At 54.0% G+C, this 16202-nt stretch carries 13 protein-coding genes; all 13 read right to left on the bottom strand.

The window, feature by feature from the left end; translation table 11 throughout:
* Nucleotides 1-5: 5 nt before the first annotated feature.
* The 13 genes from ACPV3A_RS22920 to ACPV3A_RS22980 all read right to left on the bottom strand — a co-directional run bounded on the left by ACPV3A_RS22920 (nucleotide 6) and on the right by ACPV3A_RS22980 (nucleotide 16077).
* A complete protein-coding gene (locus tag ACPV3A_RS22920) occupies nucleotides 6-3104 on the bottom strand; it encodes a glycoside hydrolase family 2 TIM barrel-domain containing protein (protein WP_426201426.1) in 3099 nt (1032 codons plus the stop codon).
* 149 nt (nucleotides 3105-3253) lie between these two features.
* The gene (locus ACPV3A_RS22925) at nucleotides 3254-4066 is read right to left on the bottom strand and encodes a carbohydrate ABC transporter permease (protein WP_071221250.1); all 813 of its coding nucleotides are present in this window, start codon (nucleotides 4064-4066) and stop codon (nucleotides 3254-3256) included.
* Nucleotides 4063-5070 carry a carbohydrate ABC transporter permease gene (locus ACPV3A_RS22930; RefSeq protein WP_426201383.1) on the bottom strand — a complete coding sequence of 336 codons (1008 nt, stop codon included), beginning with the start codon at nucleotides 5068-5070 and terminating at the stop codon, nucleotides 4063-4065. The genes ACPV3A_RS22925 and ACPV3A_RS22930 overlap by 4 nt, the downstream gene beginning before the upstream one ends.
* A 23-nt stretch (nucleotides 5071-5093) precedes the next feature.
* Entirely contained in the window at nucleotides 5094-6371 is a 1278-nt protein-coding gene (locus tag ACPV3A_RS22935; RefSeq protein WP_194541242.1) for an ABC transporter substrate-binding protein, read from the bottom strand.
* A gap of 141 nt (nucleotides 6372-6512) precedes the next feature.
* Nucleotides 6513-7688 carry a response regulator gene (locus tag ACPV3A_RS22940; protein WP_426201386.1) on the bottom strand — a complete coding sequence of 392 codons (1176 nt, stop codon included), beginning with the start codon at nucleotides 7686-7688 and terminating at the stop codon, nucleotides 6513-6515.
* Nucleotides 7666-9411 (bottom strand): sensor histidine kinase, encoded by a 1746-nt coding sequence (locus tag ACPV3A_RS22945; RefSeq protein ID WP_339222177.1) that lies wholly within the window; start codon nucleotides 9409-9411, stop codon nucleotides 7666-7668. The genes ACPV3A_RS22940 and ACPV3A_RS22945 overlap by 23 nt, the downstream gene beginning before the upstream one ends.
* A gap of 211 nt (nucleotides 9412-9622) precedes the next feature.
* Complete coding sequence (locus ACPV3A_RS22950; protein ID WP_426201388.1) at nucleotides 9623-11329, bottom strand: amylo-alpha-1,6-glucosidase; 1707 nt, start codon at nucleotides 11327-11329, stop codon at nucleotides 9623-9625.
* A 361-nt stretch (nucleotides 11330-11690) separates the two neighbouring features.
* Nucleotides 11691-12383: a YqeB family protein gene (locus tag ACPV3A_RS22955; RefSeq protein WP_426201390.1), complete on the bottom strand. Its 693-nt coding sequence runs from the start codon at nucleotides 12381-12383 to the stop codon at nucleotides 11691-11693.
* Nucleotides 12376-12975: a TetR/AcrR family transcriptional regulator gene (locus ACPV3A_RS22960; protein WP_220686340.1), complete on the bottom strand. Its 600-nt coding sequence runs from the start codon at nucleotides 12973-12975 to the stop codon at nucleotides 12376-12378. The genes ACPV3A_RS22955 and ACPV3A_RS22960 overlap by 8 nt, the downstream gene beginning before the upstream one ends.
* 169 nt (nucleotides 12976-13144) lie before the next feature.
* Nucleotides 13145-13342, bottom strand: a complete 198-nt coding sequence (locus ACPV3A_RS22965) for a hypothetical protein (protein WP_194541236.1) — start codon at nucleotides 13340-13342, stop codon at nucleotides 13145-13147.
* Between the two features lie 20 nt (nucleotides 13343-13362).
* Complete coding sequence (locus tag ACPV3A_RS22970) at nucleotides 13363-14571, bottom strand: hypothetical protein (RefSeq protein WP_220686341.1); 1209 nt, start codon at nucleotides 14569-14571, stop codon at nucleotides 13363-13365.
* Nucleotides 14568-15035: an RNA polymerase sigma factor gene (locus ACPV3A_RS22975; protein WP_194541234.1), complete on the bottom strand. Its 468-nt coding sequence runs from the start codon at nucleotides 15033-15035 to the stop codon at nucleotides 14568-14570. The genes ACPV3A_RS22970 and ACPV3A_RS22975 overlap by 4 nt, the downstream gene beginning before the upstream one ends.
* A gap of 523 nt (nucleotides 15036-15558) precedes the next feature.
* Nucleotides 15559-16077: a TetR/AcrR family transcriptional regulator gene (locus ACPV3A_RS22980; RefSeq protein WP_071221261.1), complete on the bottom strand. Its 519-nt coding sequence runs from the start codon at nucleotides 16075-16077 to the stop codon at nucleotides 15559-15561.
* Nucleotides 16078-16202: the final 125 nt, after the last annotated feature.

Here is a 16202-nt window from a genome sequence, read left to right on the forward strand (position 1 = left end):
GTCGGTTACTTGTATAATTCCGCTTCCGAGCGCATCCGCCGGCTCAGCCGTACCGGGTCGGTATCCTCGGCAGCGTGAGCCTTCAGCAGCATGCGGAACGAGAACGGCTCCGGCTCGATTGAGTGCTCGGGAGCCTGTGCCGGACCGCAGCTGTTGCTGCCAAGCCCGTTCTGCCGGTAATCCAGGTTCAGCGTAATGAAACTGCGCGGAACAAGATCGCTGGCATGCGCCGCGGCCTCGACATCCTGATCGGTGTACCGGCTCGCACTGAAGTTCAAGGCGGGCTCGCCAACGGCGAGAAGCCCCATTCCCGCGCCATCCGCGAGCGAGATCCAGCGGACATCCGATCGGTTCCCGTTCTCCTGCGGATAAATATAAGGCGTGAACAAGCCGTCCACGGTGCTGCAGTATTCCCCGAACCGTCCCGCTTCCAGGCTGTCCGGGTAGCTTTCCCCAGGTCCCCTGCCGTACCACCGGACATGTTCCATGTCGCCCGCGACTTGCATTTGCAATCCGATTTTCGGCAGCATGGCAGGCGGCGTGCCGATTGGCTCACCCTTCACGTCCATGATCATCAGACCGCTGGAGGTGACCATATAGGTCGTTTCACAGCGGAAGCCCCAATCATATACCGGCGGGGCAATGCGGGAAACCCGCCGTACCTCAACGCATTCCCGGTCTAATCGTTTCCATTCGAAATGATCTGTCCGTTCAGAGAGCCGGTCCAGATGGGCTTTGCGCCAATCCGGGAGCACGTACATATCGTTATCGATCGGCGGACGCCAGAAGTTCAGCGCGGGACCGCCAAGCATGATTCTTTTGCCATGCAGGGATAAGCCTTGGAAGCCTGAACGGAGAGCGCTGAGTGACAACTGAAAGCTTCCATTCCCCACTTGTAGGCTATGCTTCTCCTCGCTAATCTGCAAGGGGCCCCGCCGCAGGGCAACCGTTGACTCGAATTCTGGCTTGGACGATTCCCGCAGCAGAAGCTGGGACCACGCCACCTCATGTCCCCGTTCCGCCCAGCGGCAGTACTCAGCCAGCGAGAGGGATACCTCAAGCCACAGCTCGGCATAAGGACTCACGCCTATTGTCGCCTGCTCCAAAACCTTCGAGAGGCTAAGCTCTGCACTTGTGCCTGCTTCGATGCGGGGAAGCTCCAGCACTCCGCTGTGGGCAAGCTGCCCGTCGGACAGTACCCGGTAATGGGCCTGCAAATGATCCAGCGAAATGAAATCATAACGGTTCATGATATGAAGCACACCGTGTCTTCCCATCGTCATACGGACCGGTTCAATGACCTTTTTGTATTCCAGAAGTCCGGTTGAAGGCGTCCGGTCCGGACGAACCAAACCGTCAATGACAAAATTGCTGTTGTTCGGCACATCGCCGTAATCGCCGCCGTATGCATAATCCTTCTTGCCGTCCGGAGTCCTTCTGCTCAGCCCGTGATCGATCCATTCCCATACGAAACCGCCCGCCAGGCGGGGATGCGCTTCAAAGGTATCGAAGTAGGGGCGCAGTCCGCCGGGCCCGTTGCCCATCGCGTGCGCGAATTCGCACAGAATATGCGGCTTGGGATGATCGGTCATTTTGCCGAAGCCTTCCATCTTCTCGACGGAGGAATACATCGTGCTCACCACGTCACACACCTCGGCTTCGCGGTCCTCCTCGTAATGGATCAGCCTCGTGGGATCATTCTCCCGGCACCAGTCCGCCATCGCGCGGAAATTGCAGCCGAAGCCGGATTCGTTGCCGAGGGACCAGAACAGCACGGACGGATGGTTTTTGTCCCGCTCCACCATCCGGCGGACGCGGTCCACGTACGCTTCCTTCCACTCGGGATCGTCGCTCAGGCGGGAAATGTTGCCGAGCGGCTCGAAGCCGTGGGTCTCCAGATCCGTCTCTTCCATCACGTACAGCCCATACACGTCGCACAGCTCGTAGAACCGCGGATCATTCGGATAATGCGCCGTCCGTACGGCATTGATGTTGTGCTGCTTCATCAAGCGGATGTCCTCCAGCATCGTGGACAAGGTGACGGTTCGGCCTGTATCCGGATGATGGTCATGACGGTTGACCCCTTTCAGCAGGATCGCCCTGCCGTTAACGAGGAGCTGTCCGTCCTTTACTTCGATGGTGCGGAAGCCCACGCGCTGCGCCAACGTTTCCAGCGTCTCCCCCTGAGCATCCCGTAGGGTGATCACCAGATGGTACAGTGCCGGTGACTCGGCACTCCATAAATCCGGACCGGCTACCTCTATGGCAAAGTCCTCCACGGCGGAGTGCCCGACGTCTTTCCCGATTGATCCCACTTCCGCTCCGTCTCCATTCAACAGCCGCAACTGGGCGGAGCCGTGCTCTCTTCCTCCCAGTTCCAAACGCACGTTCAGCTTGGCGTTCAGATACTCCTCATCCAGCTCGGTCGTTACGCGGAAGTCGTTGATGCGAAGTCCCGACGGCTCGGCAACCAGATACACATCCCGGAAAATGCCGCTCATCCACCACATGTCCTGGTCTTCCAGATAGCTTCCATCGGACCACTGGTATACCCGGACGGACATCCTGTTTACCCCAGGCTTTAAATAAGGCGTCAGATCGAATTCCGAGGTCAGCCGACTGCCTTGGCTGTAACCGATAAACGACCCGTTCAGCCACACATGAAACGCGCTGTCCACCCCGTCGAATTTGACGCAAATCTTTCTGCCGTCCCAATGTTCCGGAAGCTCGAACTCGCGTACGTAACTTCCGGTCGGATTCGCATTTGGCACATGCGGCGGATCCACAGGGAACGGATAGTACAGGTCCGTGTAATGCGGATGCCCGTAGCCCTGCAGCTGCCAGTGTCCCGGAACCGGAAGGTCATCCCAGGCCGATACATCGTAATCCTCTTGATAAAATGCTTCAGGAGCGCTTTCCGGCTCCTCGGCATAGTGGAATTTCCACACCCCGTTCAGCGATTGGTACCAGGCCGAGCTGCCTCTGTCATAACTGAGCGCTCCGTCCTCATCCACAAACGGAATGAAATAGGCCCGGCTCTTCGCCCGGTTCCGTTCCAGCACGCTCAGGTCATCCCAGTCGCGGCTTATATGACGGTCTTTCATCATGTCTCTCCATCCTTTCCCAAGCGGTCTAAGCTTCTAGAGGTCGCTCAAAAAGTCATCTGTCCATGACTTTTTGAACACGTACAACTATGTTCGGATATTGCATCATGCTGCATCGATCGTGGATACCTATTATCAACCGGCATCGTTTATCCCTTGATCCCCGTCGTGGCAATGCCGCCAACGATATAACGCTGCGCGAAGAAAAAGACGGCCAGCGGCGGAATCGAGATCAGGCAGGTGATTGCCATGATGGATTGCATGTCGACGCCGTGCATGCCCTTGAATTGGGATAACCCCAGCGTCAGCGTATATTTTGTCTGATCATTCAGGAAGATGAGCGGACCCAGATAATCGTTCCAGCAGCTCATCATATGGAACACGGCCACCAGAATGAGTGAGGGTCCCATTAGCGGCACGATGATCCGCAGCAGAACGGTCATTTTGCCCGCCCCGTCAATCGTTGCCGCTTCATCCAGCTCCTTCGGCAAGGTCATGATGAACTGGCGCAGCAGAAAAATAAAGTAGGCGGAACCGAACCAGGACGGAACAATCAGCGGTTTGAGCGTATTGATCCAGCCCAGGTAGTTGAATTCCATATACTGCGGAATCATGGTCACTTCCCACGGAATCATCATGGTGGCAAGCACGATCAGAAACAGCGCATCCCGCCCCTTGAACTGAAACCGGGCGAACCCGTACGCCACCAGCGTGCACGATATGAGCTGCCCGAGCGTCGACAGCAGTGTCACGATCAGCGTATTTTTCAAAAACAGGTTAAACGGCTGAATGCTCCAGGCTTCCGCAAAATTGCTGAATCTCCACACGGAAGGAAACCATTTTGGAGGAAACAGATACAGCTCCTGCTGCGACTTCAGCGCTGTTGTGATAGCCCAGAAGAGCGGAGCAATGAACAACAGCGAGCACAAGATGAGCAGCGTGTAAGTAATTACTTTTTTCATGCGGAACGCCCCTCTCTGCCGGCAGGCACGCCTGCTTTGGCATGCTTCGGCTTCGCCTTCTCCTTCTTCATCTCGCCCTCATAGAACACCCAGGCCTCCGAGGACTTAAACACAAGAAACGTCAGCGTTAGCACGATCAGGAACATGAACCAGGCGTTGGCTGCGGAATAACCCATCTTAAAGTACTTGAACGCATTCTCGTACATGTACATCGCATAGAAAAACGTCGACTTCAGCGGGCCCCCGCCCGTAAGCAGAAGCGCCAGCGTCAGCTGCTGGAAGGCCGCAATGATGGACGTAATCAGGTTAAACAGCAGGGTCGGCGTGATCATCGGGATGGTCACATTGAAGAACTGCCTGATCTTGCCCGCTCCATCCATCGAGGCCGACTCATACAGGTCCTTCGGAATGCCCTTGAGACCCGCCAGAAAAATAAGCATCATCGAGCCCTGTCCCCACAGGCTTGCAATGACCATGGCGACCAGGGACCACTTCGTATCGTTCAGCCAATCCGGCCCTTCGATGCCGACAAGCGATAAGAAAAAATTCAGGATCCCGTAATCCCCGCTGTAGACCCAAGACCAGATCATGGCGAGGGCTACGCCGGAAATGACAGACGGCAGATAGAAGGCAGTGCGGAAGAACGCGCTCCCTTTTACCTTCTGATTCAGCAGCATGGCGAGTCCCAGAGCCACGATGATGTTCAGCGGCACGAACAAAGCCGCGAATTTTAACGTAACCAGCAGCGATTTCCAGAACAGCGGATCGTTCGAGAACATCTCCACATAGTTGTCGATGCCGACAAAGGTCACCTGGCCAACGATCGGCCAATCAAAAAACGAAATGACGAGGGAAAACAGCAGCGGACCAAGCGTAAAAACCAGGAATCCGAATATCCATGGAAAAATGAAGAGGTAGGGCACGGCCCCACCCCATCGTTTTGGTCCAAGTCGCTTCGGGGCCGCTGTCTGCTGTTGTGAGTAAGGTACATGAGTGTGGGCCATTTTCGCGAACCTTCTTTCTTCGTTTATTTCAAATAGCGTTCGCTATCCTTCACCGCCTGGTTCAGAACCTCCTGGGCATCGCTGCCGAACATGACGGATTCCACGGCTGCCGACAGCTGGCGGTTGACTTCGTTCCATTTCGGATTCAGCAGGAAGGCCGGCGTATTGTCCGAACGCTCCAGCATCGTGTAATACGGCTTGTAGAGCGGATCCTGGTCCTTCTTCAGTTCGTTGACCACGCTGACCCGGACCGGCAGATCGGCCACGCGCATTTTGATCGCTTCATCCGATACGTAGAACTTAATGAACTCCCACGCCAGATCCTTGTTCTTGGAATCCTTCGCTATGGATAGCGCGGATTCGGCCAACACGCCCTTCACAGGTTTGCCCTCGAAGGCCGGCATCTCCACCGTACCCACATCGATTCCGGCTTCCCTGAAGGATTCCAGCGGCCAGATACCGCTCTCCCACATGGCAATTTTGCCGGCCTTGAAAATATCCTCACCGCTCTGCTGCCCTTTGCCTCCGGTCAGGACGGCTGAGCCGTTCTTCAGCATATCGCCCAGCATCTGAATGGCTTCCGCCGTTTCCTTGCTGTTCATGTACCCTTCAATCGTTGTCCCGTCCTCCGAAATAAAGGAACCGCCGTTGCTCCATACGAACCCTTGAAGGTCATACGTATCATTCTCTGCCCGAACGCCGAAGCCGTACTGCTTCTTGGATTTATCCGTCAGCTTCTGAGCGAGTTCCTGGAATTCCGTCCATGTCCATCCATCGCTCGGGTAGGGAATGCCCGCATCGTCGAACATCTTCTTGTTGTAGTACACCACCCGGGTCGTAAAGCCCGCCGGGATTCCATACAGCTGATTATCAATCTTGCCGTAGTTAAACAATCCTTGGTAAAAATCATCGATATTCAAGTCCTCATCCTTGGACGCGTAGGAATCCAGCGGCTCCAGGGACTGGTGATACGTCGGAAAATCCCACATGTACATCACATCCGGCGGATTGGCTGCGCCAAATCCGGCGGCCAGCTTCTGATCGAATCCGTCGGCGTAGGCCTCCACCTGTACCTTGGTTCCGGGATGCGACTCCTCGAACTTCTTGGCGATCTCTTGTTCAATCTTCAGCGCATCTCCCGTATCCCAGGTCGCGAAGCGAAGCGTCGTTGCCGCGCCCGATGAATCGCCGTCCGGCTGCTTCGATGCTCCAGTCCCGCCGCTGCCGCCGCATGCGGCCAGCAAGGATGCCATTAACGTCATCACCGAAACCAACGCGATCCATGACATTTTCTTTTTCATATTGTCAGCTCCCCTAAAGTATTGAGTTGATATGAATTGAACCGCTTTCATCATAACTCGGATGAAAGCGGTTCAAAACGTGCGCTGATTCGCAGATGATCGTATTTTTGTTCGAACTTGCATAGACGGGTGTTCATTTGTTTACAATGATTCCCCTTTTTGTTCGGCACGGTATTGGCTTGGCGTTTGACCCGTGCAGCGCTTGAACCATTTGCTGAAATATTTGCTGTCGCCAAGCCCGGTCTTCTCGGCGATCTCCTGCATCGTTAAGGAGGTTTCGCGCAGCAGACCATAGGCGAGACGGAGCTTGCGCTTATATTGGAATGTGATGAAGCTGTCGCCAACCGTTTTCTTGAACAGGATCGAAAAATGGCTGCGGCTCAGCCCTACCTGCTGGGCCAGCTCCGCTGCCGACCACTCGTCCGCGGGATGTTCGTGCAGCAGATGAACCGCCTGCAAGATCGGCTCCGGCCAATGCTCGCCGCTCAGACCGTACACCCGTTCCAGCTCGGCTTCCTTGTGCAAGGATTGAAAGGCTGCCTGCACATCCATTAAACCGTGAAGACATTCCCGCGAATTCCAGGTGAGCTTCCCGCACCGGCTCTTGATCTCCACCAGCAGGCTGTCTGCCGCTCCCTTAAACTCCTCCGGTACGGCCCAATAACAGCTGTCCGCGCCGTAAGGAATCAGCTTGCTGCTGCGTAAACCCGGCTCATCGGTGCCCTGCTCCTGCAGCAGGTGCTCCCAATTGCTGCTGCAGCCCGCCGTTTTGATCAGATACAGCGAGATGGGCTTGCCCTCTCCAAGCCCGACGCGGCTGCAAAGCTTTCGGAGTTCTCCAGGGAAACGGTCACTGTGCCCGTTAAGCCAAGCAAACAGGTGAGCAGAAACCTGTTCTTCCAACTCGTACCCGTGGGCCGGCGTATCGGACAGCTCACGCTGGAATTTTCCCAGCATCGCTTCGAGCTCTTCGTCCTCAAAGGCGGTTTTCAGCAGATATCCCGAAGCGCCGAGCGGTATCCCCTCTTGGGCATATTCAAAATCCCGGTGACAGCTGAGCAGAATGATCCGGGTTTCCGGTGCAACCTCCTTCACCTTGCGCGACAGCTCGATCCCATCCATCTCCGGCATGACAATATCCGTAATGACCACTTGCGGACGAAACTCCAGAAAAGCCTCCCAGGCCGCCTGACCGTTGGGGCTGTCTGCCACAACCTCCATTCCGAACCGGTCCCACGGGACCGTGGAGCGGAGTCCCTTCCGCACAATGCTCTCATCGTCGGCAATCATCACCTTAATGTTCCCTGCTTTCATCATCGCAAGACTCCTCCTTTTTCGGCCATCGTATGGTAATCGTTGTTCCTTCTCCCTTAACCGAATGCACCTTGAGTCCGTATAGAGGGCCAAAATGCAGCTTGAATTTCTGATCGGCGTTCCGTACGCCAAGCCCGCCGCGTCCCTTCCGCTTCATCTCCGGCGAGAATAACTGTGCGAGTTTCTCCTCCTTGATGCCGGCTCCATTATCGCGAAGCGTAAGCACCAGCTCGTCATGATCCTCCTCGACCTTGACATGGATCTCTCCCTGACCATCGGTGAAGGCATGGAAAAAAATATTCTCGAACAGCGGCTGAAGTGTCATCCGCGGAATCAAATAAGGCAGCAGCGCCTCATCGCAATCCAGCTCGTAACGGAACACCTCGCCGTACCGGATCTCCTGAATTTTCAGAAAGTGACCGATCATGCGCAGCTCCCTGTTCAGCGTGACGAGCTCCTGGGAAATATCCAAATTCCCCTCCAGCACCATCGTCAGATGATACAGCATCTGACGGATGTCCTCCGCGCCTTCCAGCCTGGCTTTCCACTGGATGGAGTTGAGTGTGTTGAACAGGAGATGGGGATTGATCTGATAATGGAATGCGCGCAGCTCGGCCTCTTTTTTCAGCCGCTCGCTCTGCTCCACTTCGCCAATCAGTGTCTGCACGCCCGTAACCATCCGGTTAAAACTCATATCTAGGCTGCCCAGCTCATCCCTGCCCTCGATTGGCGTACGGGTATCCAGCTTGCCGAAGCTTACCTTCTGCATCGAGTCCTTCAAGGTCCGGATTCGCGAGGTGAACCGGGAGGAGAACAGATAGGCGATGCCAAAAGCGAGCAAGCAGGAGACGATGGCAACAACCATCGTGTTCGCCCGGATAATGCCCGAGGATTGATAGAACGCCTTGGCGGGAATTCTGGCTTCTATGGTCCATTGGTTGACGTCAAGCGTCCGCGACCAGGTCACATCGTTGTCACGGGGCGTATACGGAGCATCCGTCTCATACACAATTGTGCCGTCCGGCGATGTAATAAGCAGGTGGGCATGCGTGTCGGCCTCGAACTTGGCATAACTGCGCAGCAACTCCTCGGCGTTCTCCTCGATCAGAATGATGCTGCCGTCCTGAGCCTTTTCGGGGTGATGGATCGGCACCGCCAATCCAAGGACGGGCACATTGTCGCTATCGCTGCTCTTGATGGAATGATCCTGTTTATAAAAACCGAGCCAATAAGTCCCGGCATATGCCTTCGGCCTCGTGTTCCACAGCGGGATATTGCCGAGTTTATTCATATCCAGATTGTTCTCCCCATAGTAATAGCCGGAGGACGTTATGATGTAAATTCCTGCTGTCAGCTGCGTCCGAAGCGACTTCAACAACGATTCGAAGTCGTTCTTCTCCATAATGTCGCCGTATGTGGATGGCGTCCCGGCTCCGATTCCCGAGTGGCTCGGATCCAGTAAATAGGAATAGATCGTCTCCGCCGTCTGCTTCATCCGCTCCAATGCCGAACTGGTCTGCTGCTCCAGCTGCGCTACGGCATTATCGCCGTATTTGCCGAACTGGGAATTAATCACTTTAGCGGATTGAACATAAGAAAGTCCGCCAAGCGAGAACAGCGGAATCAGGGTGACGATTAAAAAACAAGTAAGCAGCTTGGTTCGTATACTGTGATAGGTGCCGGTGAACAGCCGGCCCACTCGATCTTTGATCCCCTGAAGATTCATGGTTACTCTCCCTATTGTCGTATCGTATCGTGAAACTTACATCCACTCGTTCGCTATGAGGCAGGACTGTGAACCCGTTCGTGATACCGCTTTCATTATAAACCCGAACAAAGAGCTTGTAATTAGGCGGCAAATGGAAAATGAGAGAAAACGGAAAAAGCACCTCCCCCTCAAGGCCAAAAGCCCGGGAAGAAGTGTTAGTCCGTGACAGTTATAACGTGTATTCATGTCCAAGAATCAAAAATACGCTGGAAGTCCAGGTGAACGCCCGGTCGCGCAGCCCCGCTCCGGTCAGGGCATCAAAATTCTCGGCCATCCCGCTGAGACTGACCATCCGGCAGTACCGCTGCGCAATCTCCATCGCCAGCTCCATATCGCCGGATGCCGCCACCCCTTCGACCAGCAGCATCGTGGAAGGGGCCCAGATCGGCCCGCGCCAATATCCGTCCGCCTTATAGTAACGGCTGTTTACGCTCTCGGTCGCCCAGCCGTTGCTCGTCAAGAATCGGCCTTCCTCTCGAAGTCCTTCCAATAGAGCCGTGCGGATATGCTCGGGAAGGCGTTTTCCCAGCAGAATCGGAACGAACAGCAGCAGGCTGTCTCCCTCGGATACCTCATGCGTTCCCGAACGGCAGGCGGTGAATCGACCGTCTCTCCAGAAATGCCGGAGCATGCGATCCAGCGTATCATCCGCACTCCGTCTCCATTGACTCGATTCCTCGGTCAGGCCCAGCAAACCCGCGATTTCAGCCAGCGTCTCCATCTGGATAATCAAATAAGCGGCAAGGTCAGGGCTCTCAACGGGGATGCCGTTATTGAACGCCGTACTGTTGTCCCAGCCCGAGTCATTGCCGTGGTTATATTGGGGAATGCCGTCGCCGTCATGATCCCGGTGTGTGAACCACCACTGTGTCCATTTCGCTAGAGGACCATAGACCTCGCGCAGCTGGGCCTCCTTGATGTAATCCGTCCGGCGCATCATCCAGGCCAGCGTCCAGCCGTGAATCGGCGGTTTGTTGCAATTCCAAAGCTCGTATTTATCGTTCACGAAGTCGGGGATCAGGCCGCTCTCATCCTGCCGGTCAAAAAAGATCATGAACTGATCCCAAGCCAGCTCCGGCTGATGCCGCACGAGGGCCATCGCGTTAAAGCAGTTGTCCCAGCTCCAGATGTTGGTCATCCAATTCTTGGACATATACATGGCTGGGCGGGTTAAACAGCCTTCGGCCGGAACTACGCAGGACCAGGTAATATAGGCAGCGAGCTCCCTTGCTTCCTGCCACCGTTCAGAGACGGTCAGGGTATTGTTCAACCAATTGGCATAATCCTCGCGAACGCTTTCAACCGCATCGTCGAAGGACTCCCAGTCGGTACGCGGCGTCATGACGGTCATGAACTCTTCTACGGCGAATTCAGCCGTATCGGTTGCAGTGTCCACGGAGAAGTCGGCGGTCACACGCGAGCTCTTGATCTCGTTCCATTCGACCTCCATGCTCATCTGGCCAACAAGCCGGGTCAGCATGAAGCGGCAGCCGTGCGTGAAGCTGTTCACTTCCCAGCTGTCCGGATTTGTCTCGTAGGCGTAGTCATACGCTGCGGGGGAAAAGGTAAGCCTTATGCCGCAACCTTCCGCGCGGAACCGGACGGTCCGGGAGTCCGATAAACAAATGTCCGCGTGGCCTTCCGAATCGAAGGCCGTTAGCCTGATTTTGTCGGGTGATGCTACAGGTTCAAAGGAAACCGGCTCGTTCTGCCGGTTTAGCAGCTCTATCAGAAACGCCTCGCCAAACTTGTCATCCCCTCCGCGGACGGTTCGCAGGTAAAGTCCTGGTCTGCGGTCCTTTGCCGCGGGCAGAAGGGAAATTGCCAAGAAGGACTCTCTACGGCTGAAAGGTACGATATTCAGATCAAAATTCATAGGACATCTCCTTCGCTGAGGTATCGCTTTCATTGTAAAACTTCTCATGGGAAGAGAGGACTGCCGGATGTCTTGCCGATAGAGGGATATTGTTTGCCGGAGGTTCGACTGAGCGGGAGAGGTGCCATTTTGTTCGATAAGAAGGGGGACAAATGTTATGGCAAACCACAGCGACGCGAAACTTCTATAAAAACGAAGATGACCGCATCATCAGCTTATGACAATGGCGATCATCTGGTTTTGCTGGGCGACTACTGCCATCTGAATGAACCGCTTGTCGTTCAGCCGGAATTATGCGATTCGGTATTTAGTGAGCCATCATGTCGCTATGATGGCTTCGTCTGCTATAGTCGCTCAGGCGTTATGGCTTCTGCCCGTGCTGACACCAATATTGTCTTTTTCCGTCATCGCGCACGGTGATGCCCAGCTTCGAGAGCTCCCGGCGCAGATCGGCCGCGTCCTCTTGATCGTCGTTCTCGATGGCCTTTTCCCGCGCCAGGAATAACGCATTCATGCTGGGCGTAAGCCCCGGCGTGTCGGCAACCCATCTGACGTAATGATCGGCGAACGGATCGCGGTCTCTCCAGGAATAACCGTGACGCATGAAGGCTTCGGCCACCGTTTCCCGCTTGGCTTCCGGTTTCTCGCGATAGAGCTCCTCCCCCTCGTTGCCCAGCAGCACCAGCTGCTTGCCGTCCATAAAGGCAGCGGAAACTTCTTCTCTCATAAAGGTTCGTTCTGCCTCATGAATGCGGAGTGTAATCTCCTTGTCCGACAGGCGGACCGCAAGGCTTTCTTTAATGGCTAAGTGGGAGAGCACCATGCCCGCAAGCAGGCCCAGAACAGCGGTTACGATAACAACCCATGGGCCCTGGATCGATGCGATCAGCTCCAGCGGTCCTTGAAAAGGCACCCAAGCCAGGCCCGTTGCCCAATCCGCAATCGCAGGCAGAAACCAGCCGACCACCGCGCCTAATAAAGGCGGCACCGCCCATACCAGCATTCGGTCTGCCCAAGATAATCCGAGATCACTGTATTCCATCCCGTTATTCAATGGGATCCGCTCCTTTCCTGAGAACGCTGTTCACCGCTTCTTTCCAGACCACCTGATAGTCCAGCGGAATATCCATCATGATATAACTCGTGATATTATCGATGACCAGTGCCAGCACATACGCCTTGGAATCTGCATGTTGCCGCTCAATGATCCCGAAATCTGCGCCTAACCGCATCAGTTCCCGAAAGCCGTCCAGGAACGATTGCTGCATGGCGACCACCCGCTGGCCGTAATTGGCACTCCGGCTTGCGGTCAGCATGAACTCGCTCAATAAGCGCATCACCGGCACGAAAGCCTCTTCCTCTTCCGGAAACATGCGCAATCCCCCTTGATACAGCTTCTCCGCGAAGTTACGCTCGTTCATTTCGGTCAGGGAGAAATAATGATCGAAATGATAATCGCTGAACATGTATTCAAAGACCCGCTCCACCAGTTCATCCTTGGACGCAAAATGATAGTAGATCGACGGTTTCGTAATGCCCACTTCGCCGGCAATCATCGCCAGGCTGGTCTTCTCGATGCCATGTGTCGCAAACAATCCGATGGCAGCCTCGACGATTTGCTGTGAGGTTAAATCCTTCTTTTTCACGCTGTCATCCGCTCCTTTTTTACCTACCGATAAGTAGAATTTTAAGACGGAGGATGATGGATGTCAATATTTTTTAACTACCGGTAGGCAAAAAAACTAAAAATCGCCGATGCTTATCGCATCGACGATTCATAATAATTAGGATTTGTAGCTTAACCGGCTCAACTGATTAAAGCATTCTTCTTCCCATCATCATGATGGTTTTTAACAGTGACTTCCATTTTCCCTCGACTGTACGTACAGCCGCTGCGGCGTGGGCCGCTTCATTGCGTTTAGAGCGCAATTTCGTTGCCATCCGGCATCGTTCCAGTTCCTGACGGAGATCGCGAACATGCTGTTTGGCAATATCTTCATTATTGATATTCATGTTTCATTCCTCTTTTCTTTTTATAATGACAACATTCCGACATTACCAATACCTGCAAGCTCCTCTTCCGTCCCCTTCACTATAATACTTCCATTGTTTGCCCGAAGGTAAGGGTACAAAATGCCTTTAATTCTTTTTTCCCCTACAACGACTTCGCCGAAAAGATCCAGGGAGGACATCGAAGCCCTAATATCTTCCTCGGTGACGTCATCGTCAAAGGTCAGCGTCCCGTCAACAATGAAGCTCGCCGGCTGGCCCAAAGCCGCCAGCTGATCCTTCGACCAGGTCTCCTCGCCGCTGATGAACACAAACAGCCGCTCATAACTTACGATTTCCGTATTCAGGTTGGGACAGCGCTCCCAGACCAGATCTTCGATCTCTTCGCCGCAAATGATGAACGAACTGGAATGTATCTCCGACACGGCCTGGCTGAAGGCGTCCCGGGTCACGTCCGCCTCGAGAATGAGCGGCTTACTCGTGTAGAGCTTATGGCTTTTAAAGCGCCGTACGCTTCTTGCGTTTAGCCGTAGCGGTTTGGTTACATGCTCGAATCCTGCCGGGATCACCTCGACCAAGCCGTTGATCTTTTTCAATTTATCGTAGAAATAAGGGGATTGATGTTCATGGATAATCGCCTTGCCGTTGACTTGGATCTTTTCAATCCGGGCCGAGAACTGCTCCATATCCAGCTCCTTATCCAGATGAACCATGCCGTTCAGAACCAGCTCCATAGGCTCGCTGCCGGAGGCCAGATATGCATTGTTCAGCTGCACTTTCCCGGACTCGAACCTTGGTTCGTATTCGTAAGCGTGAATCTCCGCGCTGGCGCCTCCCACTTTGAGGAGTGCAGAGGTAACGGCAGCGGCCAGATGCCGGGGAGCATAGACCTCGCCGTTGACCACCAGGTGCAGCGTGCCATTCTGGAATGCTTCAAGGGATACTCCCTTATCGATGATGACCGTGCCGTTAACGAATACGCGGTCCGGCTGCTCCAAGAGCTGAAAGTATTCCTCGTCCAGCCGCAGGGTGCCGCTGTAATAACGGTGTCCCTCGGGGATTTCAATCGTCTTGCCGATATTGCCTGCGTTTTTTAACAGCGTGAGGAGGTGTGCCGTCTCTGCCCGGTATATCACAAGGCCCACGTTTCCGATCCGTTCGATGCTTGTTACGGTTTCCTCCGTTGCCTGCGTAAGATCCAACATCCCTACATTCTCGATGATTCTGCTCATTTCATATCTTCCTCCCATAGTTTTCTCAATTTTTTGATGGCGGTTTGCAATTTGTAACGAACCGTGGCTGCCGGCATGCCCAGCTGTTCACCGATTTCCTGGCTGGACATCCCGAGCCAAAAGCGCTTGAACACGATATCGCTCTGCGATTGCGGCAAACGGGCGAGCCATTCCGTCATTTCGATATTGCGGCTTGAAACGGGGAGCTCGGCGATGTCCAGATCATCCTCCCACGATACGAGCCGCTTCTCCCGGCGGCTAATATCGATCATGCGATTTTTGACGACTCTGAAGAACCAGGCCTTTTGCTTGTGAAGGGGCAGCGCTGCCAGGTTCGGCTCCTTGATGGCTTTCATAAAGGCATCCTGGACCAGATCATCCGCTTCGTAAGCATGCTTGGCGATGGATCTGGCATAACGCTGGACATCGTCCTTCAGGTTTTCATAAAGATCACATACTTGCATTAGCCAACCTCTCACTTTTCGTTTTGTCTTTTCTGTTAATATAACGTTTGGGCAAAAGAAACTGATGGATAGTCTTGAAATTTTTTTCGTGCCCATAAAAAAACACGCCAACCGTCTACGCAGTCAGCGTGTTTACCTATAATTAATCCCACATGGAGAACAACACCAGCAGAGTGGCTGTTACACCGAGCAAGACCGTGTGCCTGGAAAACCATATCGAACGTATTTCTTCCTTCATACTTCATTCCTCCTTATTGTTTTCATTTAACCTGATCATTCATCTTCCCTGATGGCTCAGTCCCACCAGCTAAGCACACTTACCAGCATAACCGCTACCAAGAAACCGTCCATAAATTTGAGCTGAAGTTTAGCCAAATTGGATTCACCTCCTTTAAAGAGTCAACCACTTGAGCAATTCATTATTGATTGATCAATCACAATTGTTTATAAAAAAGCCCTTATCCCACCGCGCACCAGTCTTGAGGTGCGCGGTGCGGCACTTCAGAGCGCGCCTGGGCGTACTCTATCTTATGGGCATCATATTCGGCATATCCATCGCCATAGCTACATTGCACAGCATGCCCCGGGCCAGAAAATCGGAGGTTTTCTTGTCGGCATCCTCAAATCCCGCTCGCACAAAGGCATTCTCCACGAGATCCTTCACCTCATTCATTCCCTGCTGCATCGCTTCGCGGATGGGCGCTTCCTGAATCGTCTGCGCCTGCATCTGGAGCAGGATCTCGCTGCGATGCGATTGCACAATCCCTTCGTATGCCTGAATCAAACCCAACTCCAGATTCTCTGAAGAAGCGGATTCGATCACCGCTTGGAATGCCTTCACAATGCGCTCCCAGGAAACAGCCAGCGATTCCACAAGCAGCGACTCCTTGGTAAAGAACCGATAGACGTATGGCTGGGATATCGCTGCCCGTTCGGCAACCTGAGCCGTGGTCGCGCGATAATACCCGATTTCTGCAAACACTTCGATGGCTGCCGCCACGATGTCATTGCGCCGATTCGCAGAGGTTGACGCTCTAGCCATTTCTTCCCCCTCCTTTCATTCATTTCGATCCATTATTGATTGACCAATCACTAATTAAACAAAGTATATACGGTACGCTTTATTTTTGCAACTGCTTTTTCCAAAATTATTAAATTCAACATCTG

It is taken from the genome of Paenibacillus sp. Dod16 (assembly GCF_049893405.1).
Classification (GTDB): domain Bacteria; phylum Bacillota; class Bacilli; order Paenibacillales; family Paenibacillaceae; genus Paenibacillus_AQ.